This is a genomic window from Kocuria sp. PD6 (assembly GCF_031844145.1).
In the GTDB taxonomy this organism is placed as follows: Bacteria; Actinomycetota; Actinomycetes; order Actinomycetales; family Micrococcaceae; genus Kocuria; species Kocuria marina.
Map to the genome: position 1 here is coordinate 1 of NZ_JAUZUS010000008.1, position 22,395 is coordinate 22,395.

Sequence of the window (22,395 nt, forward strand, 5' to 3'; positions counted from 1 at the left end):
GGTTTAGAGCTCCGTTTCGCAGCAGATGGTGTCACCGCCACTTTGGATTAGCAGATCGCCAGCGGTCTAATGCGGAGAGGAGGACCGCCGCCCTGCCTCAATGCCCGGTCGTTGCAGCAGCACGTTAACCGCCGCAACGACTGGACGCCGTCACCTGATCCTTAGAAATCCCAACCGGCGCTGGAACCCATCGGATTCCGTGACCGTGATACTAACGTAGCTGAGGTATTTCAATCCCTCGTCGGACTCGGAATGGCGGACCAAAAAGGAGCACTCCGTCACTGGATCCAGTGCCGCATAGATCTTGAGCTTGCGCATTCCGATCTCGTCCGGCGGTTGAATCTGCTCGATCGGTCGTCCCTCAGCGTCTCTCTCCAGCCAATTACACCGGCCCTTGTCCGGGGCCGGGGATTCCAGAACTACCTCGGCGGCCCCGTCAGACCCGTCGAGGAACTGCAGGGACACTTTGGTGAACGGCTTGGGCGGGGTGACGGTGATTCGGTAACCGTTTTGCGTGGCAATACAACGCGCGTCGGACAGCATTTCAGACATGATCGGGATCCTTCGAGGTCTTGGAATAGCCCAGGTCCAGGCCTACTGTCTTGAACAGCAACTGATAATAACTCCACGTGTCGAGGTCGTGGACCCATGACAAGGGAATCGTGAATCCTGACGCGTCCAAATCACCGCTCACCATGAGCAGCACGGCCAGCCGCCGATGCATCCGATCGAGACCGGGCGAGGGGGAAGACCCCACCATTGCGGCGTTCGTCGGAATCCACCCGTCACGGAGCAAGGTCATCGACCCAGCCGCACGACCGGTGTCGGGCAGATGCAGTGCGAACTGGGCAGAAGTGCCTCCCATATGGCTCCCGGGGTCATAACCGGGCAGGCAGTCGTCAACACGGATCTCGAGCGAACCGTGTCGCACATCCGCGTACTTCCAGTGCACGTTGGTGATCACGCGTGATCCGGAACCCGGAAGTTCTCGAAGGACCTCGAGTGTAGCCGGGGCAAGGTGATCCTGGGTGTCCACGGGTCCGCTGGCTGACGACCAGTATGCGAGTGCCTCGGCCAACCCCATCCTCGGCTCGATGGCCTGGCTGAGCACCCGATCCACGATGAGGACCGGGGCAGAAGGCTGCGCGTCATATTCTCCCAGCTCATAGGACAGAGTCTGTCGCTGCAGCTCGTCCTGGTCTCGGTTGATTTTCACGCCGTCAGTCCCATCTCGATTGCCTTGCGATGAATGTAGGGCAGGTGCAACTTGGCCGTGGGTGAATACGCCTTTATCAGGCCGCTCGCTCGTCCCACTGTTTCCACGAGGTCGGCGAAATCGGCAGACCGCTGAAGGATGATTCGGCGTGTGCCTGCGCTGTTCGACAAGGAGAAACTCACGGCAGGACGGTGGGAACTCGAGAGCTCGGGTTCGTCGACACCGTCCTGCGGATCAGCGGGTTCCCAACAAACGAGGAACTCGTCCGGTTGCAGCTTGTCTCGTTCTGCCTGGATGAGGTTTTCAACTGCGTCGCTGAGAGCGACGAGCGGCTCGCCGCCGGTCTCGACCTCGTCCTCGCCGGTCGGAGGTAGCACGGTGAGCCCTCTCTTGATCCCTGAGGACTCCTCGTCACTTTCGATGACGTGATGAGGCACGTTCTTACGGCGCAAGGCCGCCAGTTGCGGCCACGTCACACCCGAGACCTGCAGCGGTGAGCCGACCTGTTCACCCGTGCCGGAGATGATGGAAACGGCTGATCCGGCACGATGTGGGAGCGGCAGATCAATAGTCTTCAGCATGTCACTGGGTCGCAGTTGAACTGTGCGCGTCACCAAGTGATCGGGTAGCCAGGGGCGCATGGTGGGGGTGGTTTTTACCGCGTCGACGGGGCGTTCTGTGGTCTTGGAGTAATTGTTCTGGGCGTGCTTCATGGTTTGTGGAACCACCCCGCCTTGGAACCACACGTGAGTCAGCCGCGCACCCAGCTTCTGCTGCTGGCCGTCCACCATGGTCACTTGCTTCTCATGAATCCGCCGCAGGGTCACGAACTGGTTGCAATGACGGAAACTGAACCCACTGCGCAATGCGCGAAGAGCCACATTATTGTCAATCGCCGAGGAGAGGCTCTCGTCGTAGGGGATCTGCTCAAGGAGCGACTTCTCGACGAGCCAGCCCGGATGCCCAGCGAACCCCCCTGTCGGCAAGGCGCCGGCCGTCGTCGGCCGGGCGTCAGAGAAGTAGTACATCTGCCCATCGGAATCGTAAAAGTGCAGCAGGTTTCCCACGCAACCCTGGGCCGCGCCATCGAGACAACCGAGCTGGATCTCCAGTCGGTCCGGTCGCATGAGGTCGTCATCGTCCAGCACGGCGATGTAAAAACCCCGCGCCTCCTTGGTCCCGCGGTTGCGTGCGGCGGCGACCCCGGTGGCATCCTGATGGACGTACCGGACGCGGGGATCCTCGATCTGCCGCACGACGGCTTCGGTGTCATCGGTGGATCCATCATCGATAACCAGCACTTCGAGGCTACGAACCGTCTGATAGAGCGCGGAGTAAATGGATTCCGCGAGGTAGGCACTGCGATTCCTCGTGGCGATGACAACCGAGACCAACGGTTCATCCGTTTGTCCGGGGGTAGGAACATTACGAATCACAGAGTCATCGCTGTAGTAGAGATCGCGGTTCTTCTTAATGGCGGCAGCAACCCGCGAATCTTTAGCAGCCATATTGGGGATACGGTCGTGCCAGATATGGAAGAGCTCGTCCCCACGGTGTCCCACCCATTCTTGACGCAAACCTGTTCGCTTGAGCCTTTTGGTGAGATCGAGGTCCTCGCCCCCATAGGTGTGCATTCGCTCATCCAGTCCACCGATGCGCAGGAGAGCGGATCGAGGGGCCAGAACGAGACCGTGCCCCCACCGAGAATGGGATACGGATTTCTCGCGGAACAAAGCCCAGTCAGGTTCTGCAGTGGTGAGTGCGTATTCCGTCAGGTCCTCCGGTAGATCCCACACTTGTGAGTTGATGAAGGATTTCGGGTGAGCTTTAATTTGATCCAGGTGTGCCGCCAGGCTCCCGGGGGTCCAGATCATGTCCACGTCGTGCACCTGCACGTATTCGCCACGACTAACAGCCAACGCCCGATTGATGCACACGGACTTGTTCCAGTGGTCCGACTCCAGACGCAACCATTCAGCCCCCGACCGCTCGCAGACTGACCGCACTGTCCCTGGGTCATCACTTCCAAGGTCCGAGACGATGACCTGCACAGACAGGCCCGGCGCCGCCGCAGCAAGCGACTCGATGGCGCGCCTGAGCCGGGAGACCCCCCTGTTGCGGAAGGGGATGATGACTGTCACGTCAACGCGGTCTGCGTCCTTTGTCGGAATGTTCATGGGTGCTCCAGTTCACAAGTAGCGATCGATGGTGGGGGGCCCGGACTCACGCCGGAAATTCGTGGAACTGCGCCAGGATGTTTTTGACCTCCAGGAACTCCTGCCAATCCGTGTAGGTGTAGGGCACGCACTGCGAGACCGCGGCCTCGTGGAGGGCGTGCGCGGTGAGCGAAGGGGGGACCCCCGAATAGAAATTGGTGTTGATTTTTTCGTAGAAATCCAAAGACAGTGGCCGGATTCTGTTCAAAACGTCAGCCGGAATGTCTCCGACCAGGAGCTTGGTGTACTCGGGTCCTAGGATCCTGTACAGGTAGAAGCTCAGGAAATCATTGGCCAGATTCGTTCCGAAGACACCGAGCGGAGGTTGCTCCACGTTCACCGGGTCCAGACTGATGGGGCCTGGAGCGTGACGAGCGGCGGCATGGAGAAGCAGAAGCTTCCTGGTGTGCTTGAGGCTTCCTGCTCCCGCGACGGATGCGAGACTCCGTAGTGCGAGTTCCGGCCTGTGGCTCAGGATGATCATGGCTGTTCCGACCTCGGTCAGGCCGATCACCGGGTTGAAGATGGTGAGCCCCGCCTGGTTGAACCACGCCTGCCTCAGGTTCCCCGACGTCATCCCGGCATTGAAGTGCCAGGGAGAGGCCTCCAAGATGGCACCGAAGGAGTAGGTTTGAAGATTGAGGTAGTCACGAAGCAGGATGGATCCGACACCCATGAACGACCACGTGTTGAGGCTGAATCCCAACTCGCGGAAGTTGGTGGAGATGGTGTGCGTCGGAAAGTCCTTGAAGAACTCGCGTTCGCGAGCGAATGGCCCGCCGAAGTCCAACGAGATTAGGTGGGCGTCCCTGGGTAGCAGGGCCTGTGCCGCCAGCGAATCGAACCCGCCGCTGAAGTTGAGGGCCACGTCGTTGCGTTGCTGGGGAGAATCGCTCATGGGGCTGCGCGCAGCACCTGTGAACCACTCAGCCTGCGTCACGGATTCGACCGCCCCGCGGGTCTCCGGGGAGATGGCGTCCGAGAAAACCACGGTCGAGTACTTCGTCCCGAGCAGCGTTGTGAGCGCCAGGGCCACCAGATCTGTATCGAGCACCCAGTCCTGGGGGAGGGTGAAGGTCAAACTGTCCGTGCGGGTCTCTTCGTGGAATGGAATGCTAAGCACACGGTTGGCAAACTCGATTTCACTGAACACTATTTTCAATCCAGGTACCTTCTGTGCCCGTTGATGGCGCCGCAACCTCATCTGGGCTGCTCGCCTTGTCTTGTCGTGCATCGTTCGTTGCTGCTGGCTGCGCTGTTGACTGAACCTGCCTATACAGTCCCTATCGGGGGGCCCGGCTGAGGGTCTGCAGACATCGAAATCACTTGGGCGCATCCGTCCACACGGCGGGCCGACGCTCCCGCGCAGACGGTGGTGAAGTGGTGAAGGAGATTGCTCGAATGAACGCTTGAGATGCCGACTCCCACGACGATTTGCCCTGCTGGTTCGAGAGTGATCGGATGACGATTGACACCGCAGTTTCTCTTGTCAGGTCGTCCACAGTCACGTGAACGGGACGTTTGAAGGCGGCACCGTCCCAGGACGCAACGGGCCGCCCGTCGAGGTGAACTTCGAACTGGAATTGACCGACCGCCCGAAGATTGCAGTAGGGGGCATCCACGACGAAGGTCAGGGTCTGCGGCAGCGTGGAGGTCGGGGCGAGGAAGGCCCGTGATGCGGTGGTGTGTGGCGTGAACCGGTAGGAAGGCAGGGAGAGCTCGTTTCCGACGGCATCCAATTCCAGAACCGGTCCAACTGGCCCCCTGACCTCGAGCGTGGCGCTCAGCTTGGCCGTGTCAGCCGCGGTGTGCCTGCCTTCGTGGGAAAGCCTCTCGTCCCTCATTTGCTCATACAGGTTTCGAACGTCGTTCTTGCCAGGGAAGTTCAGCACGGGCATGGAACGGTTGATGAGTTCCCAGAAGATGAATGACTCCTGGCGTTCCTGAAGCGTCATGGACAGTGAGATGTCCAGCAAAGCTCTGACGTTTATTGGGACAAGGGTCTGGAAGGCGAGATCGGTCTCGTTAAGAATCTCGGAGAGCCAACGACCGCACCGGATCTCCCAGTACGCGAGATCACGAACATGGTAGCCGTGGCGTTCGCCGTCGTAGCCCCACTTGCGAACCCCCTGGTCGTAGTACGCGCGCCTGTCCTCCGGTGAGACGTAACCCTGGTCACCCTTGGTGATCTGCATGTACAGGTTCTTGAGGCTGGCGAGGGTGTCGTTGTCCTCCGTGAGCCCCCAGTAGGCCCGGCCGATCTCGTACCCGTTTCCTCGGAGGTGGATATGTCCCTCCCCGGGGAATGCCGCTGCGTAGAAGGCGACCAGCCAGCGTGAATGCTGCTGCGTGGAGTTTGCCTTCAAGAGCGGTTCGAGTTCGCGAATTGTGTCCGTGTCTCGATTCTCCGACTCGAAGTAGCGGTGTTTGAATGACACGAACCTCTTAAGCTGCTCCACGAGCTCGCGGTCCAGTGCCATGGACTCGCTCCACTTCGAGCCGGGAATCTTCCTGGCCGTATAGGTGAAGAACTCTATTTCCTCCAAGTAGTCCACTGACAGTGCAAGCGAGGTCCTGCTGTCGGCCCCACCAGTGATGGACATCACCAGGCTGCTGTCGAGTTCGCTGAGCCGGGCCAGTTGGTTCGACCAGAGCCGCTGGAATCTATCCAGCTTCGCCTCGAGGCCCCACCCTGCGTAGGCGTTCGTGGTGCGCGGGAAATAGCGATCTACGGTCCAGTCAGGCAGCCTCAGGCGATGGTTCGGTAACAACGGCTCGATACCGACATACTTTGTGTGATCCCAGCTGTGGGTGAGGGCCCGGGCCCCCTCGCTCTCCTTGCGTTCCCGGTGCGGGTGGAGAACGTTGATGAGGTGGGCATGAGAACTAACGGTGTTGAATTCTCTGGAGCTGTACACGGAGCGCATGCCCGCCGCATCGTGATAGACCTCCACCGCATCCTCTGCTCCCCGGAGGATGATGTGTCTTCCGCCCAGCTCGTCGAGCGCGGACAGAAACTGCTCGTTACTGCTGTTCCACTGCTTCAGAAGGTGCTCCGCGACAGTGCCCTTCAGCGCCTTGTCTCCCGCGTAGAGGCATAGCCCATGGACGAGAACCCATCTGGGGCTGCCCTGGTCAAAAGCAATATCTGGTGCGTAGTGCTCGTCGTACGAAAAGTGCCACGCAGCACAGGGAAGTGTCAGAGTGGACCATGCCTCCGGGATCTTGGGCATGTCTGTTACGCGTGTGATCAGAAAACCACGCGGGTAAGGGCGACGTGAGACCACGAGGGTCCTTTCGGGGGGGGGGGGGAGGGGGGGATTGTGCGGAATGCCCCGCTGAGTCAGTGGGTCATGTGCGTCGGCCCATGGCCAGGTATCGCCATCCAGCTTGTTGCCACGCCACCGGATCCAGCACGTTCCGCCCGTCGATGATCGTGGGGGACTCCACCAGCGACTTCACGAACAGGGGATCCATCTCCCGGAACTCCCGCCACTCCGTGAGCAGCAGGGTCACCTGCGCACCGGTCACGGCGGCGTCGAGCGAGTCCACGTAGTCCAGGCGGGGGAAGCGCTGGGCGGCGTTGGCGTTGGCCTGGGGGTCGTAGAGGCGCACGTCCGCACCCATGGAGTGCAGGCGGGCGGCGATGTCCAGGGCGGGGGAGTCCCGGACGTCGTCGGACTCGGGCTTGAACGCCGCGCCGAGCACGGCAATCTGCGTGCCGTGCAGGGAACCACCGCATTCCTGGACGGCCAGCTGCACGGTGTATTCGCGCCGCCGCAGGTTGATGTCGTCCACCTCGGCCAGGAACCGCAGGGACTGGTCCAGACCCAGCTCGGAAGCGCGGGCGCGCAGCGCGCGGATGTCCTTGGGAAGGCACCCGCCGCCGAAGCCCACACCGGCGTTGAGGAACTTCCGCCCGATCCGCTCGTCCAGCCCGATCGCGTCCGCGAGCGTACGGATGTCCCCGCCCACGGTCTCGGTGATCTCGGACAGCGCGTTGATGAAGCTGATCTTGGTGGCCAGGAAACTGTTGGCCGCGACCTTCACGAGCTCCGCGGTCGCGTAGTCGGTCACGATGAACGGGATCCCCGCCTCGAGCTGGTGCGCATACACCTCACGCAGCACGGCCTCGGCGGCCTGCGCCGCGGAGGTGGGGCGACCGGCGTCGTCGTACTCGAGGCCCAATACCATACGGTCGGGACTCAGGGTGTCCTCCACCGCGTGACCTTCGCGCAGGAACTCGGGGTTCCACACGAGGCTCACGCGCGTGCCCGAGGGCGCCGAGGTCAGGGCCAGTTCCTGTAACCGGGCCGCCGAGCCCACGGGAACCGTGGACTTACCGGCGATCACGCAGTCGTGCGTGGTGGCGCGGGAGATCTGCTCCACGGCCGAGTCCACGTAGGTCATGTCCGCGGCGTGGCCGTTGCGCTTCTGGGGCGTTCCCACCCCGATGAAGTGCACGTCCCCGAAGGCGCCGGCCTCCTCGTAGGACGTGGTGAAGCGCACCGCGCCCGTGGCCACGTGCTTGCGCAGCAGCTCGGGCAGCCCCGGCTCGTGGAAGGGCACCTGCCCGGTGGAGAGTAGATCGATCTTGGCCTGGTCCACGTCCACGCCGAGCACCTCGTGACCGAGCTCGGCCATGGCCACCGCGTGCGTGGCACCGAGGTATCCGGTGCCGATGACTGTCATGCGCATGAAGAGACCGTGATCCTTCCGTTCGAGGCGAGAGGGCTGGGCTTACGCCTGGGAATCGAAGTCCGCCACGCGCCGGCCCACATCGAACATCTGCTCGATCGCGGCCAGGGAGCGTTCGGCGGCCTTGCCATCACCATACGGGTTCACGGCGTTGGCCATCTCGTGGTAGGCGGCATCGTCGTTGAGCAACCGGTCCACCTCGGTCACGATCCGCTCCTCGTCCGTACCGATGAGCTTCACGGTCCCGGCCGTCACGGCCTCGGGACGCTCGGTGTTCTCGCGCATCACGAGCACGGGCTTGCCGAGCGACGGCGCTTCCTCCTGCACCCCGCCGGAGTCGGTCAGCACCACGTGCGCCACGGACAGCATGCGGGTGAACTCGCCGTAGGCGAGCGGCTCGGTCACGACCACATTGGGCTTGCCCTCGATGGCCGGCAGCACCGCCTCGCGCACCACCGGGTTGCGGTGGGCGGGCAGCACGATGGTCAGCTCGGGTTCCGCGTCCGCGATCCGGGCCAGGGCGCGTCCGACGCCGCGCATCGCCTCGCCCTGGTTCTCACGACGGTGCGTGGTCACCAACAGCACGCGCTTGCCGGAGGACGCGATCTCCTCGAGCTGGGGGTCCGTGAAGGGCAGCTGCTGCTCCACGGTGTGCAGCAGAGCGTCGATCACGGTGTTACCCGTGACCACGATGTCCTCCTCCGTGATGGCCTCGCGCAGGAGATTCTCCTTGGACGTGGCCGTGGGGGCCAGGTGCAGGGACGTGATCTGCGAGGTGATCTTGCGGTTGGCCTCCTCCGGGAACGGGGAGAACAGGTTGAAGGAGCGCAGGCCGGCCTCGGCGTGGATCACGGGGATCCCGCGGTAGAACGCGGCGATCGCCGCAGCGGTGGAGGTGGTGGTGTCACCCTGGACCACCACGGCGTCCGGGGGAGTGTCCTCGAAGATCCGGTCCAGACCCTCGACCGTGCGGGTCAGCACACCGTTGAGGGTTTGGCGGGGCTGGATGATGTTCAGATCGTGGTCCGGCGTGATCCCGAAGATCTCGTTGACCTGGTCCAGCATCTCGCGGTGCTGGCCGGTCACAGTGACCACGCACTCGAACTGATCGCTGTTCTGCAGGGCGGTGACGATGGGAGCCATCTTGATGGCTTCCGGACGGGTACCGTAAATCGGCATGATCGTGAACACGCAATTCATCCTTACCTCGGCCAATGACGCGTTACGTGAGTCGCGGATCACCCAGCCCGGCCCCACACGCCCTGTACGGCCACAGTCTAAGGGAATACCAGGGTTCACGCGGGCAAGCTCGGATGATTGTGTCCACCATAGTGGCTACAAAAGTACCGGGGAGTAGGGGCGATGGTGCTCCCCAGGGTGTCCTACACTGTGTGTATATGAATGCAGGTGTGACGTCGGCGAATATCCTCTAGGAAAACGGCGTTATTGCCGGGAAATGTTCCCCCGAACACCCGGACCTCGGTGACCTGCATTACGGAGAAATGTCTCTGCGAGCTCGATGAAAGGCACCGTGGCACGCAACTATCTGGGCACCGTCCCCCCCAAGGCCCGTGTGATCGTCGCCGTCACCTACCGGGATGGGGACGGGCGACAGCTGGCCTTGCCGCAGTCACCGTTGCGCGAGAGCTTCACGGGTTTGCAATTGCTGACCCAGCAGTTGCTCGGGGACGCCAGGGGGATTATCTCTGGGTGGAACCAGGACTTCTCTATCGGCCAGCTGGGCCCATCAGCGTTCGAGATTGAGGTTCGGGCCGAGGCCCCGAAGCGCGTCAGTCTGCGCAGGCCGGCTACCATGACGAAGCACTTAATGGTCCTGGGTCTGCTGGAGCACCTCACGGATGTCTTGATCGACCTCGGGGATGTTGCGTGTTTCATGGCTGGTCACCCGACGGCCCACCTGCGGTACATAGACGGGTACCACGGGCCCTATTACGAGTTCATCCAGGACGGCCAGGCGGTCAAGACGATCGATGCACGCTTGCTGGAGCTGTTGGTGGCCCCGGGGTCCGTGGACGGAATCCGCGCGGTGGTCGCGAACCTCAAACAACCTGGGGTCGCTTATGCGACAGTAGCCAAGCGCGTTCCTGGCCTGTACTACGTGAGCCGCGTCCAAGTCCCTGCCAACGAGCACTTACGGGACTTCGCGAACGGAGGGTCGCTTCCGTTCAGTCAAGCGTGCCTGGATGCGGCGCGAGCCCAGGCCCTGTCGGAGCAAACGGCTGACTCATCCTCGTCGAGGGCTTATGACGGGCGGGAGCAGGACTGACCGCCCGGTGGAGCCTCGTGGACCACGTTCGTGCTCAACGCACGGTGCGCTTGGACTTGTTCCCGCGCAGCACCCGCACCACGTGGCGGACGCGTTCCACGTTGGAGGACACGGCCAGGTAGCCGCCTAGTGCCGCTACCGTGGACATCCCACCCACGATCAACGGCGTGTGGTACTTCTTCCATCGCTCGGGGTCCGAGGCGATGATGTGCGCAGTACCGTTGATGGTCGCGGCGATCACGCCGCCGGCCACGACCTGGTGGCCGATCTTGGCGCCGCTCTTGACCAGGGGATCCAGCTCGTCCGTGCGCAGGTGGACGTCGAAGCCGCCGCGTTCGAGCACCACCAGGAAGCGGCGCACGTACTCGGGCACGTCCACGCCCATCTGCACGGCTTCTTCGATCGTGGAGCGCAACCGGTTGAACAGCATGTCCGGGGAGAGCCGGTTGATGATGAACCGCTCCGCGTAGGGCTGCACGGCCGAGACCAGGTCGAAGCCGGGGTCCAGGCCGGTACCCATGGACTCGGCGGTGACGAGCATGCGCAGCAGCAAGGCGGACTCGCGCGGGAGCTGCAGCTTGTGGTGGCGCAGCACGGAGATCAGATCCGCCATGAGCTCGCCTACCCGCACCTCTTCGAGCGGTTTGTTGGCGTAGCGGCGCATCATCACGGAGACGTCGCGTTCCAGGTCCCGCTTGGAGACGTCGTGCTGGCCGCTATCGGTCAAGCCCAGCAGTCCGGTCGCGGCGCGGCGCGGGTTGTTCTGCACGACGCCGAGCAGCAGGGTGATCAGGTGGTCCCGGAACTCCTCACTGAGGTTGCCGACCATCCCGAAGTCAATGACCGCGATCCGCCCGTCCGGCTCCACGAACAAGTTGCCGGGGTGAGGATCCGCGTGGAAGAACCCGTCCTCGAACACCATTTTGCAGATCGCGTCCGTGGCCTCCTTGGCCAGCAGGTGACGGTTGACGCCCTCGGCCTCGAGAGCGTCGTAGTCGTTGATCTTGACTCCGAACATCCGCTCCATGGTCAGCACACGGGAGGTCGTGGCCTCCCAATAGATCTCGGGGATGTGGATCTGCGGGTGGCCGATGAAGTTCTCGGCCATGCGCTGAGAGTTGCGGGCCTCCTGGATGAAGTCCAGTTCGTCCCGCAGGGAGGCGCTGAACTCTTCCACGAGCCCCTCGAGGTCGTAGTCCTGGGCGGCGGTCCAGTAGCGGGCCACCCACGAGGACATGTCCTGCAGAATCTCCAGGTCACGATTGACCTCGTCGGTCACGCCGGGGCGGCGGACCTTGACGATGACTTCATGTCCCCGGAACACGGCGGCGTGGGCCTGACCGATCGAGCCGGTGGCCACGGGCTCGGGGTCCATGTGCGTGAGGATCTCCTCCGCCTGGGAATCCGGTTCGGCCTCGATCATGGCCCGGATCTGCTCCACGGGGATCGGTGGGGTGTCGTCCTGGAGCTTCAGCAGTTCGTCCGCGTACCCGGAGGGCAGCAGGTCCGGGCGGGTCGAGACGAGCTGGCCTAGCTTGATGAACGTGGGTCCCAGTTCCTCCAGGGCCATGCGCAGGTGTTCGGGCTGGGAGTGGATGGTCTGCGGATCGATGAGTTTCACGCGCGCCAGGGGGGCCCGCCACTGCGGTTTCAACCCACCGAGAGCGAAACCGAAACCGTGCTTGGTGAGCACTTCGATGATCTGGAGGAACCGTTCGCGGCGAGAAATCATACGGTTGAAAGAACCCCTTACAGCGTTCTGTGCAGGTAGAAGGCCATGAATCCGGTGGCCACGGCCACGATCAACACGAGCGTCGTGGCCAATGGTTCCACACCCAGCAGGATGATGCTCACGAGTACCAGGATCATGGTGAGCGCGGCGAGCGCGGTGACCAGGGGCTTCAGCCCGCTCGTGAGTCCGCCCACCAGCCGGGCCGCACTGGACCCGCCGGTCGCGCGGCGGGGTTCACGCGCGGGGGCGGGTGCCGCGGGTCGGGTCTGGGCGCCGGGGCGGTTGCGAGCGGCGGCGTCGTCGGTGTGGGCGGCACTGAAACCGCGGCGCCATTTCTTGGCGTTGCGCCCGCGGTCCGATTCCACGGGCACGTAGGCCGGGGGCACCTCGAAATCCTCGGCGTCCGGCAGCAGCTCGGGGACGTCGTTGGGCAGGTCCGTGAACCACTGCTGGGGGACCTCGGAGGCGCGGGCGGCCTGCAAGGTCATGGACACCTCGAACGAGGAACCACGAATCGTCCCCCACACGGCGGTGAGCAGATCCTGTTCGAACGCGTAGTGGATGATCGGGATGAACTGCTGGGACATCTGGGTAGAGAGCCGACCCACCTGTTTGCGTTCGTAGAGCACGTCCACGGTGTCGACGGTGAGCCCGTGGGAGTTCTTGACCTTGTTGACCTCGAGGGTGAGGATCACGCGGCCCTCACCGGAGGCTGGCACGATCGAGTGCAGATACTCGGCGAACTCCTGTTCGTCCAAAACCTTGATCGAGGAGCCCTGGGGCAGCACGGTCGATTGCGCGGGCGCGGTGTTGAGGGGGAACAGCAGGGCCGGGGGAGCGATGCCTATCGTCGCGCGCGCGGCGACCTCCGCCTGCCCGTCCTGGCGCTGCAACTCGGCCTCCAGGTGCAGCGGGACCACGGGGGTGTAGCCGGAGGCGATCACGCGTGAGAGGGGGTGCCAGTAACGGTGTGCGTCCCCGGAACTGAGGTGGGCCACCTTGTTCCCGCCCACGCGCACGGACACGGTGCGCGGGTCGAAGGGGTTGTCCGGTTCCAGGACCAGCGCGGCCGTCCCGGTCCACGTCTGCGCCCGGCCCACGGAGAGGCCTCCGAACACCCGCATGATCTCGGTGTCGTAGAAGTTCTCGGTGACGACGTCCAAGGACCCTCGGTCGTTGAGCGCGTAATCCCTCATGGTCTCCCTCGCAATAGCGCCGACGCGTGCTCCGCCGCGGCATCACACCACATGCTAACCGTTGATCCCAACGCATCGATGTTCATCCGCTCGGTGGAAAGCGGACCCCCAGGGTTCACCGGGACAGGCACGCCACCTGCAGTTCCACGGCCCTTTCGGCGTCCGCCGCGAGTTCCATGATGATGCGTCGCAGGGCCCCCGGGGCGTCCCGGTGGGCGTCCAACCACGCGTGGGTCTCCCGCACCACGGGGTGTTCCTTCGGGTCAGACGACGCCGCCCGCACCTCGATCGCGCGCGGGTACAGTCCGCGCACCATACGAGTCGCGATCTCCATGGAGTGGGTGTCCCACCATTCGGCGAAGTGGGCGAAGTACTCGGACTCGTAGCGATGCAGCACGGCAGGGGCCGCCAACTGGAAGCCGGAGATCGTGGCGCTCAGCTCGTCGTTGGACAGCTCCCCGGCCACGATCCGCTGCCACGCCTCGTCCTTGGCCCGGTCCGAGCGGATGGCGGCCACGGCCCGGGTGTAGCCCAACCGGCCGTCGCGGGTGGGATCCTGCGCGTGTTCGGTCTCCAGCTCGGAGACCGTGGCGTGACCAGTGGCGGTGAGCGCGGTGAGAAGAGACCAGCGCAGCTCGGAGGACAGGGGCAGACCGGCCACCGTGCCCTCGTCCCCGAGCCACTCCTGCACCTGACGGGCGTAGCTGCCGTCCCGAGCCGCTTCGCGGGCGAAAGCGCGCGCGAGTACCAGCTGCTCACCGGAACCCGCCTCCGCGGCCAGCAGGGCATTGCGCAGGGCCTCGAGGAATTCACGCCGCGAGGCAGTGCGGTACTGGTAGGGCACGTACTCGCCCAGGGCCTGACCCGCGTGGTCCAGCACGGTCGTGAGGATCGCCGCGTGACGCTCCGCACCGCACTCACGCGCCGCCATGGACACGTACTCCCGCGGGGACAACCGGGCATCGCGCACCGCGGCCCACACCTGCGAGTGCGCCACCGCTCGCGCGAGCGGGTCCTCGATCGCCCCCACCAGGCGGGTGATGGCCGCAAGCGATCCCGGGTCCGGATGGGCCAGGCAGTACGTGAGGTCAGTGTCGTTGACCAGCAGGAACGACTCGCCGTCCTGGGCCTCGCTGCTCGGGGCGTCGCCTAGACCCGTGACGGGAACGGGCGTGTCCGAGGCCGGCACCCGTACCTCGGTGCGAGCCCTGTTCACCACGGCATCGCCATCCCGCGTGTACCGGGCCACGGTCAGCCCGTGCGGACGCAACGACGCCGCTCGCTGGGTCAGCGTGGCGCTCGCCGCCGCGGTGCCGTCCCCTGCGGCGGGGTCACCGGACCCCGCGCCGTCGTGCGTGGCATGTGCACGCGGCGCCGCGGCGTCGTCGTCCACCGAGCCCGGGAGGCGGGCCTCCAGGACGGGGACACCCGTGGTGTGCAACCACTGCTGGGCCCACGCGCGGACGTCGTGATCGCTGGCCTCGTCCAGGACCTCCAGGAAGTCGTCCAGGCTCGTGTTCTCGAACGCGAACCGGCGGAAGTACGCACGGCACGCGTCCATGAACGCTTCCTCACCCACGAACGCCACGAGCTGCTTGAGCACGGAGGCGCCCTTGGCGTAGGTGATGCCGTCGAAGTTCTGCCGCGCGGCCTCCAGGTCCGGGATGTCCGCGACGATCGGGTGCGTGGTGGGCAACTGGTCCTGGCGGTATGCCCATTCCTTACGGGCGAGCGCGAACGTGACCCACGCGTCCGTGTACTCGGTCGCGTGCACGGACGCGTACGCGCCCATGAACTCCGCGAAGGACTCCTTCAACCACAGGTCGTCCCACCACCGCATGGTCACCAGGTCCCCGAACCACATGTGGGACATCTCGTGCAACAGCGTGTTCGCCCGCCCCGCCAACTGCGCCCGCGTGGCACCCGACGGGAACAGGTACGCCTCCGTGAACGTCACGAGCCCCGGGTTCTCCATGGCCCCCAGGTTGTACTCCGGCACGAACGCCTGCTCGTACTTCCCGAACGGGTACGCGAACGCGAACAACCGCGGGAAGAAATCCAGACCCTGCTTGGTGAGCATGAACAGCTCCTGGGTGTCCATGTACTCAGCGAGCGCCCGCCGGCAGTACAGCGTGAGGGGGATCGTCACGGTCTCGCCCTGGGGGTCGGTGCCGGACCACTCGTCGGTGAACCGGGCGTAGGGCCCCGCCAGGATGGCGGTGATGTAGCTCGAGATCCGCTGGGTGGGGGCAAAGTCGTGGGCCACCGCGCCGGGGACGTCGCAGTCGTCGGTGGTGTTCTGCCCCGTGGGGTTCCCGTTGGACGCCGCGAGCCACTCCGGGGGCGTGATCACGGTGAAGTGGTAGACGGCCTTGAGGTCCGGCTGCTCGAACACGGGGAACACCCGGCGGCAATCGGCGGGCTCGTACTGGGTGTAAAGGTAAACGGAGTCGTCCTGGGGGTCCACGTAGCGGTGCATGCCCTCCCCGGAACGGGAGTACAGCGCGCGACCCACCACGTGCAGCTCATTGGCCGTGCCCAGCTCCGGCAACCGGATCCGCGAGCCCTCCACGACGTCGTCCACGTCCAACGACTCGCCGTTGAGTTCCACGGCGCTCACGGTGTCGTGGATGAAGTCGATGAACGTCTCCGCACCGGCCTCCGCGGTGAAGCGCACCGTGACCTCGGTACCGAATGTCGTGGCGCCCGGCTCCCGTGCTCCCGAGAGATCCACCGTGACCCGGTAGTCCTCCACCCGGATCTGCTCCGCGCGCGTCATGGCATCTTCTCTGGTCAGTGAGCTGGCTCCCATGACCCCAGTGTAGGCATCCGCCCGCCCGCGCCCGCTTGCGGCCCGCTGGGCGTGCCGGGCAGACGACGACGCTGCCGTCGGCAACCGCGCGATACGGCGTCGTCGTCCCCGCCCGGGCTCCCGACCGCGCCTACGACGGCGGCCCCGCTCGCGTGAGCGGGGCCGCCGAGTGGGTGTCACGGAACGAGAGCCGGACTCAGTCCTGGAAGCGGTAGTTCTTGGGCGCGATCGTCAACCCCGAATCCGTGACCGTGAGCCCGCGGGCGAGGTCGCGCTCGCGGTCCAGGCCCACCGTGAACCCGGGCGGGACGATCACGTTCTTGTCCAGGATGGTGCGGTGCACGGTGGCCCCGGCGCCGATCTGCACGTTCTGCATGAGCACCGATTCGGTCACGCGGGCATCGTGCTCCACCTTGACCTTGGGGGAGAGCACCGAGGAGCCCACGTGCCCGCCGGTGATCAGCACACCAGGGGAGACGATCGAGTCGAAGGCCACGCCGGCCTGACCGTTGGGCCCACGCACCGTCCTGGCCGGCGGGGCCATGATCTGGTGGGTGTAGATGGGCCAGTCGTAGTTGTAGAGGTTGAACACCGGCAGCGGACGGATCAGGTCCATGTGAGAGTCGTAGTAGGAATCCAGGGTGCCCACGTCCCGCCAGTACTGGCGGTCGCGGTCGGTGGAACCCGGGACGTCGTTGTGGGTGAAGTCGTAGACCATGGCCTCACCGCGGTCCGCGAAGTGGGGCATGATGTCCCCACCCATGTCGTGGTTGGTGTCCTCGCGCTCGCCGTCCGCGCGCAGCGCCTCCACGAGGGCGTCCCGGTCGAAGACGTAGTTGCCCATAGACGCGAGGAACGCGTTCGGGTCGTCCGGCAGGGGAGCCGTGGAGTCCGGCTTCTCCACGAACCGCGTAATCTTCGTAGGGTCCTGCGGGTCCGTCTCGATCACCCCGAAGGACTTCACCATCTCCATGGGCTGGCGCACACCGGCCACCGTGGCCTTCGCCCCGGACTCGATGTGCTTCTCCACCATGTCCGCGAAGTCCATCCGGTACACGTGGTCCGCGCCCACGACCACCACGATGTCCGGATCGGCGTCGTCGATCAGGTTCATGGACTGGAAGATCGCGTTGGCCGAACCCAGGAACCATTCCTTGCCGCGGCGCTGCTGCGCGGGCACCGAGGTCACGTAGTTGCCCAGCTGCGTGGACAACCGCCACGTCTCGGACAGGTGCCGGTCCAGGGAGTGGGACTTGTACTGGGTGAGCACCACGATCTGCAGGTACCCCGAGTTCACCAGGTTGGACAGCGCGAAGTCGATCAACCGGTACCCGCCCGCGAACGGCACGGCGGGCTTGGCCCGGTCCTCCGTCAACGGCATCAGGCGCTTGCCCTCCCCACCGGCCAGAACGATGGCAAGGACTTTCTTGTGTCGTGACATTCGTACCCCTCACTTCCCGAGCCAGTCAGAGCCCTCGCGGACCACAACACGGCGTCGTCTTTGACTGGTCTTCCCCGTCATTGTGTCCCACTCGGCAAGGCGGAACACCGTGTCGCCGGAAGTTTCACGAACTTTTGCGCACCTGTGTGCGAGCACCCCCGTGCAGTACGCTCGCAGTGTGCGAGTAGACATCCTGAGCAAAGAGTTCCCGCCGGCCATCTACGGGGGAGCGGGGGTGCACGTGGCCGAGTTGTCCCGCGTGCTCGCACCGCTCGTGGACCTCAACATCCGCTGCTTCGGCGAACCCCGGGACCCGGACTTCCATGGCGCCCAGGTGCGAGCGTATCCCGTGCCGGGTGAACTGGCCGATGCCAACGCCGCCGTGCAGACCCTCGGGGTGGACCTCACCATGATCGGAGACATCCAGGGCGCGGATCTGGTGCACTCCCACACGTGGTACGCCAACATGGGTGGGCACCTGTCCTCCCTCATGTACGACATCCCCCACGTGCTCTCCGCCCACTCCCTGGAACCCCTGCGCCCGTGGAAGGCCGAACAGCTCGGCGGCGGGTACCGGGTGTCCAGCTTCGCGGAAAAGACCGCCTACGAGGCCGCTGCCGCGATCATCGCCGTGTCCGACGGCATGCGCCGCGACATCCTCGCCTCCTACCCGGACGTGGACCCCCAGCGTGTACGCACCGTGCACAACGGGATCGACGTCAGCCAGTGGGACCGAGACGAGAACACCGACGTCCTGGACGAGTACGGCATCGACCCCACCAAGCCCTCCGTGGTCTTCGTGGGCCGCGTGACCCGCCAGAAGGGCGTGCCTTACCTCCTGCGCGCCGCTCTGCAGCTGCCGCCCGAGGTGCAACTGGTCCTGTGCGCCGGCGCCGCTGACACCCCCGAGCTCGGCGCCGAGGTCAACGCCCTCATCGACCAGCTCAAGACCGAGCGCGAGGGCGTGGTGCTCATCGAGAAGATGCTGCCCCGCCGCGCCGTGATCCAGATCCTCTCCCACGCCACCGCCTTCGCGTGCCCCTCCGTCTACGAACCCCTGGGCATCGTCAACCTCGAAGCCATGGCCTGCGGCGCCGCCGTGGTCGCCACTGCCACCGGGGGCATCCCCGAAGTCGTCGTCGACGGCGAGACCGGCCGCCTGGTCCCCATCGAACAGGTCACCGACGGCACCGGCACACCCTTGGACCCCCAGAAGTTCGTGGACGACTTCGCCGCAGCCCTCACCGACGTGGTCTCCGACCCCGACCGCGCTCACCGCATGGGGCAGGCGGGACGCACGCGCGCGGAAGAACACTTCTCGTGGGAGTCCATCGCGCAGCAGACCCTGGAGGTCTACCGCTCGGTGCTGTGAGCTCTAGATGCCGTGAGCCCGGTTGATATGGTGGAAGCGGGGGGTTTGCATCATACATACCAATTGTGAGGGGAATCATGGCCTACGAGATCCAGACCGCTGCCGCTAAATACGAGACGATCGCCCGCTTCCCCGATTACGCCGAGGCCCAGGCCGTCGTGGACACGCTCTCCGACCGCGAGTTCGATGTCTCCACCGTCAAGATCGTGGGCGAGGGCCTGCGCTCCGAGGAATACGTCACCGGTCGCCTGACCAAGGGCCGCGCCGCGCTCGCCGGCCTGGGTTCCGGCGCGTGGCTGGGCCTGTTCATCGGCATCCTGTTCGGCCTGTTCGCCCCGGCGTTCGGCTGGCTGTCCATCATCCTGTGGTCCGTGGTGATCGGTGCCGTGTGGGGCGTGATCTTCGGTTTCGTGGCGCACCTGGCCACCGGCGGGAAGCGAGACTTCAAGTCCGTGCGCACCACGGCCGCGGACACCTACCTGGTGCAGGTCCGAGCCGAGCGCGCCCACGAGGCCATCACGGTCCTCAACCGCTGACTCCCTGCCGGTCCGCGCCCTCCGGCGCCCTCTCGACCGGTTTGAATAATTGACGACGACGGGCGGTCACCCTTCCGGGGTGGCCGCCCGTGGTCGTGCGCGTTCCGGCACGTCGACTCCGTCGCCGCGCGGGCGGGGCCGCTTCGGCTGCAGAGTATGCGGGTTCGGATCGTCGTTCGCGCAGCAGGGCCCCGGTACAACGGTCAGGCCCGGCCGTCGGAGACGGACCATGGTCCCCAGCCCGTGGGCAGCCGTCGGCCGGGGCCGCAAGCACCCCGGAGAGTAGCGACTCGACGGCGACTGCGAACGCGTCGTGTGTCTCCTGCAGGGAGCGCGAGCGCACGCGGGGGATGGGGGAGCGGGCGACGTGTGTGTCGTTCTTCTCGCTTTCGCATGGCCCACGGCCACGTCCCGGGTGGAGAACCTGCCCGGGGCGGTAGTCGGTTCGCAGGAGCAGGTCGATGCTGTTACCCAGAAGATGCCCGAGCACCTGCTCGAGCTGCACCCGATGGCCAACAGTGAGGACGCGGTCAACGGGATCACGTCGCGGGAGGTGTGCGGCGGGATCGTGCTGGGGGAGCAGCCCGAGATCCTCACGGCGAGTGCGGCCAGCCCGGTGGCGTCCCAGATGCTCACGGGCGTGGAGACGAACATGCAGCGCTGGATCGACCAGCAAGTGATCGCGGGGATGCAACAGGCGCCGCAGAAGATGGCGTCGGGCGGCGGCGCGGCCCCGGTGGCCCTGGGGCTCCGGGACAAAGTGGGGGCGCTGCCTCCGGGGGTTTCGTGCAGGCCCAGCGTGGCTCGGGTGCGGGGCAGACGCCGGGAGCCACGGGGGCGACTCCGCCCACCGTGAGGGTCACGGACGTGGTGCCCCTGTCCGACGACGACCCGCGGGGGAGATCTGGGCACCGATCGGATGGCCGGCGCTGGGAATCATCCTGACGGTGCTGGGGCACCACAAGAAGGAGTGGGCGCTGCGGTCGGCCGAGGGCCGAGGGTGCCGGCGGGAGAGGCCCAGGGACCGTTCCGGTCACTCCACGTTCGGTTCACTTTACATAATTTACATTATCGGTCATAGGGGTACGTCGGCAGCGACGCTATATGGGGCGAACCTCATTCGGCCTCTGCGATGCCTCAGGTGGCCACGCGTGGACACCCAGCCTCGAATCTCTCCGGCACGAGTCACCCCGGGACGTAATGCGGCACGTTGTCTGCTGCACGACACACCGCACGACGACATGGATCAACGAATCGGGACATGTGCGGCATGAAATTCCTACCGGTGCACATCCCGTTCAACATCCTGCGCCATGATGAGTTCCATGGTGGCCTATGGTCATCAGCCGACCGATTCCGTCCGTGGATCGCACCTGGTGCCTCATCCCGCCGATGGCTCCAGACAGCGCCACCATCGATGCGTCAAGGTGCTCAATTGACAAGGTAGTAGATATTCCACAATGCGAAAGGCTCTACCATGACCCAGTTCATGATCTCCGTCTTCCACGATCCGGGCGTCCAGGCCTCCGGCGAGGCATATCAGTCCAAGGACGACATGCAACGCGCCTTCGACGCAGTCGCCGCCTTCAACCAGGATCTGCAGGATTCCGGTCAGTGGGTGCTCGCCGGTGGACTCACACCGCCGGAAACCGCTCACACCGTGGACGCCACGGGTGCGTCCGGTGATGCGCCTGTGGTCTCCCTTGGTCCCCGGGTGGGCTCGGGTGCGGCGTTGGGTGGGTTCTGGATCGTCGAGGTCTCGAGCGAGGCAGGCGCCATGGAGCTAGCAGCCAAGGCGTCGGCGGCATGCGGCCAACCGGTGGAGGTCCGAGCTCTCGAGGTGCAAATGGCCCCTGTGCGCCGACAATGACCCAAAAAGGACCACGCGTCGCTGGGCGAAGCGCAGGTCGTTTGCTTCCAGTCTCAGGTGGGACTCGAACTCAAACCTAGAACCTTCACGATAAACTTCGCCCAGAATCACGTGCCGACAAGAGCCACTCCAAACACCGCCATAAAATAGAGACATGAGCTCGCAACTCAGTCCCGGATCGGACTCCCGCACATCAGTGGCCTCTCCCCCGCAGTCGCCCCGGCCAGCTCCTCCCGCCGAGCGAACCGCGAGGGCCTGGCCCCTTTTCCTGGCCGTGGACCTCGTTCTGGTGATCGTCTTCGCCGCCATTGGGCGATCCGCCCACGGCGAGGACGTCCTGGGCATGCTCACGACCGCGTGGCCCTTCCTCGTGGGCACCCTCATCGGATGGTTCGCGGCCCGAGGTGCGCACCGCCCGGCCGCCGTGGTGCCCACGGGCCTAGTCGTGTGGCTCAGCACCGAGATCGTGGGCATGTTCCTGCGGACGCTCACCGGCCAGGGCACCGCATGGTCGTTCGTCCTGGTCAGCCTGGTGGTGCTGGGAGCGTTCCTGGTGGGCTACCGCCTCGTTCTGGCAGGCGTAGCCCGAGTTCGTCGTCGCTGAAACGGCCACGACGCCCCTGGCTCACCGGCCGCCCCGAGACACCCACCGCGCCGTCGACCCACCGATACAGTGGAGTGACACCGTGGAAAGGAACCCCATGTTCACCGCCATCGTTTTGATCAAGACCTCGTCGGACCGGATTCCGGAGGTCGCCCAGGAGGTTTCGGATATCCGCGGGGTGACCGAGGTCTATTCGGTGACCGGTGAGTGGGACCTGATCGCCGTGGTCCGGGTCCACCAGCACGAACGGCTCGCGGACGTGATCGCCGATCAGCTGTCCAAGGTCGAGGGTGTCGAGTCCACGAACACCAACATCGCCTTCCGCACGTACAGCACGCACGATCTGGATGCGGCCTTCTCCCTGGGGATCGACGACTGACTCCCCGGCCGTAGCACGAACGACGCCGCTCCTCCG

The 22,395-nt window shown here is 65.0% G+C and carries 18 protein-coding genes; 7 read left to right on the top strand and 11 right to left on the bottom strand.

Translation table 11 applies throughout. From position 1 onward, the window contains the following. Positions 1–150 precede the first annotated feature (150 nt). The 7 genes from Q9R22_RS08765 to wecB form a co-directional block, all read right to left on the bottom strand. Positions 151–552: a hypothetical protein gene (locus Q9R22_RS08765; protein WP_145004647.1), complete on the bottom strand. Its 402-nt coding sequence runs from the start codon at positions 550–552 to the stop codon at positions 151–153. Beyond that, positions 545–1,216 (bottom strand): hypothetical protein, encoded by a 672-nt coding sequence (locus tag Q9R22_RS08770; protein WP_145004650.1) that lies wholly within the window; start codon positions 1,214–1,216, stop codon positions 545–547. Before Q9R22_RS08770 ends, Q9R22_RS08765 begins: the two co-directional genes overlap by 8 nt. Then, positions 1,213–3,393 (bottom strand): glycosyltransferase family A protein, encoded by a 2,181-nt coding sequence (locus tag Q9R22_RS08775; RefSeq protein WP_145004653.1) that lies wholly within the window; start codon positions 3,391–3,393, stop codon positions 1,213–1,215. The genes Q9R22_RS08770 and Q9R22_RS08775 overlap by 4 nt, the downstream gene beginning before the upstream one ends. A gap of 46 nt (positions 3,394–3,439) precedes the next feature. Then, positions 3,440–4,666, bottom strand: a complete 1,227-nt coding sequence (locus tag Q9R22_RS08780; RefSeq protein WP_145004656.1) for a hypothetical protein — start codon at positions 4,664–4,666, stop codon at positions 3,440–3,442. A gap of 88 nt (positions 4,667–4,754) precedes the next feature. Beyond that, complete coding sequence (locus Q9R22_RS08785; RefSeq protein ID WP_145004660.1) at positions 4,755–6,665, bottom strand: hypothetical protein; 1,911 nt, start codon at positions 6,663–6,665, stop codon at positions 4,755–4,757. 118 nt (positions 6,666–6,783) lie between these two features. Then, a complete protein-coding gene (locus tag Q9R22_RS08790; RefSeq protein ID WP_145004663.1) occupies positions 6,784–8,130 on the bottom strand; it encodes a UDP-glucose/GDP-mannose dehydrogenase family protein in 1,347 nt (448 codons plus the stop codon). A gap of 42 nt (positions 8,131–8,172) precedes the next feature. Then, positions 8,173–9,330: a non-hydrolyzing UDP-N-acetylglucosamine 2-epimerase gene (gene wecB, locus Q9R22_RS08795; protein WP_396415670.1), complete on the bottom strand. Its 1,158-nt coding sequence runs from the start codon at positions 9,328–9,330 to the stop codon at positions 8,173–8,175. A gap of 331 nt (positions 9,331–9,661) precedes the next feature. Between wecB and Q9R22_RS08800 the strand changes: the two genes are divergently transcribed. Then, positions 9,662–10,417, top strand: coding sequence for a hypothetical protein (locus Q9R22_RS08800; RefSeq protein ID WP_145004669.1), 756 nt, complete (start codon positions 9,662–9,664; stop codon positions 10,415–10,417). Between the two features lie 34 nt (positions 10,418–10,451). Here the strand turns inward: Q9R22_RS08800 and Q9R22_RS08805 are convergent, their stop codons facing one another. From Q9R22_RS08805 to glgC, 4 genes are all read right to left on the bottom strand, one after another. Further along, the gene (locus tag Q9R22_RS08805; protein ID WP_145004672.1) at positions 10,452–12,149 is read right to left on the bottom strand and encodes an AarF/ABC1/UbiB kinase family protein; all 1,698 of its coding nucleotides are present in this window, start codon (positions 12,147–12,149) and stop codon (positions 10,452–10,454) included. A gap of 17 nt (positions 12,150–12,166) precedes the next feature. After that, complete coding sequence (locus Q9R22_RS08810) at positions 12,167–13,345, bottom strand: hypothetical protein (RefSeq protein WP_311254171.1); 1,179 nt, start codon at positions 13,343–13,345, stop codon at positions 12,167–12,169. 115 nt (positions 13,346–13,460) lie between these two features. Then, on the bottom strand, positions 13,461–16,157 hold the full coding sequence (gene pepN, locus Q9R22_RS08815; protein ID WP_311254172.1) for an aminopeptidase N: 2,697 nt from the start codon (positions 16,155–16,157) through the stop codon (positions 13,461–13,463). Between the two features lie 196 nt (positions 16,158–16,353). Continuing rightward, entirely contained in the window at positions 16,354–17,598 is a 1,245-nt protein-coding gene (gene glgC / locus Q9R22_RS08820) for a glucose-1-phosphate adenylyltransferase (protein ID WP_311254173.1), read from the bottom strand. 178 nt (positions 17,599–17,776) lie between these two features. Between glgC and glgA the strand changes: the two genes are divergently transcribed. From glgA to Q9R22_RS08850, 6 genes are all read left to right on the top strand, one after another. Beyond that, entirely contained in the window at positions 17,777–18,970 is a 1,194-nt protein-coding gene (glgA, locus tag Q9R22_RS08825; protein ID WP_131332939.1) for a glycogen synthase, read from the top strand. Positions 18,971–19,047: 77 nt separating this feature from the next. Then, positions 19,048–19,506 carry a general stress protein gene (locus Q9R22_RS08830; protein ID WP_064845191.1) on the top strand — a complete coding sequence of 153 codons (459 nt, stop codon included), beginning with the start codon at positions 19,048–19,050 and terminating at the stop codon, positions 19,504–19,506. Between the two features lie 367 nt (positions 19,507–19,873). Continuing rightward, positions 19,874–20,362, top strand: coding sequence for a hypothetical protein (locus Q9R22_RS08835; protein ID WP_085106052.1), 489 nt, complete (start codon positions 19,874–19,876; stop codon positions 20,360–20,362). Between the two features lie 621 nt (positions 20,363–20,983). After that, positions 20,984–21,376 carry a YciI family protein gene (locus tag Q9R22_RS08840; RefSeq protein ID WP_131332940.1) on the top strand — a complete coding sequence of 131 codons (393 nt, stop codon included), beginning with the start codon at positions 20,984–20,986 and terminating at the stop codon, positions 21,374–21,376. A 154-nt stretch (positions 21,377–21,530) separates the two neighbouring features. After that, positions 21,531–21,980 carry a DUF3054 domain-containing protein gene (locus Q9R22_RS08845; protein ID WP_131332941.1) on the top strand — a complete coding sequence of 150 codons (450 nt, stop codon included), beginning with the start codon at positions 21,531–21,533 and terminating at the stop codon, positions 21,978–21,980. A gap of 97 nt (positions 21,981–22,077) precedes the next feature. Then, positions 22,078–22,359, top strand: a complete 282-nt coding sequence (locus Q9R22_RS08850; RefSeq protein ID WP_155384267.1) for an Lrp/AsnC family transcriptional regulator — start codon at positions 22,078–22,080, stop codon at positions 22,357–22,359. Positions 22,360–22,395 lie beyond the last annotated feature (36 nt).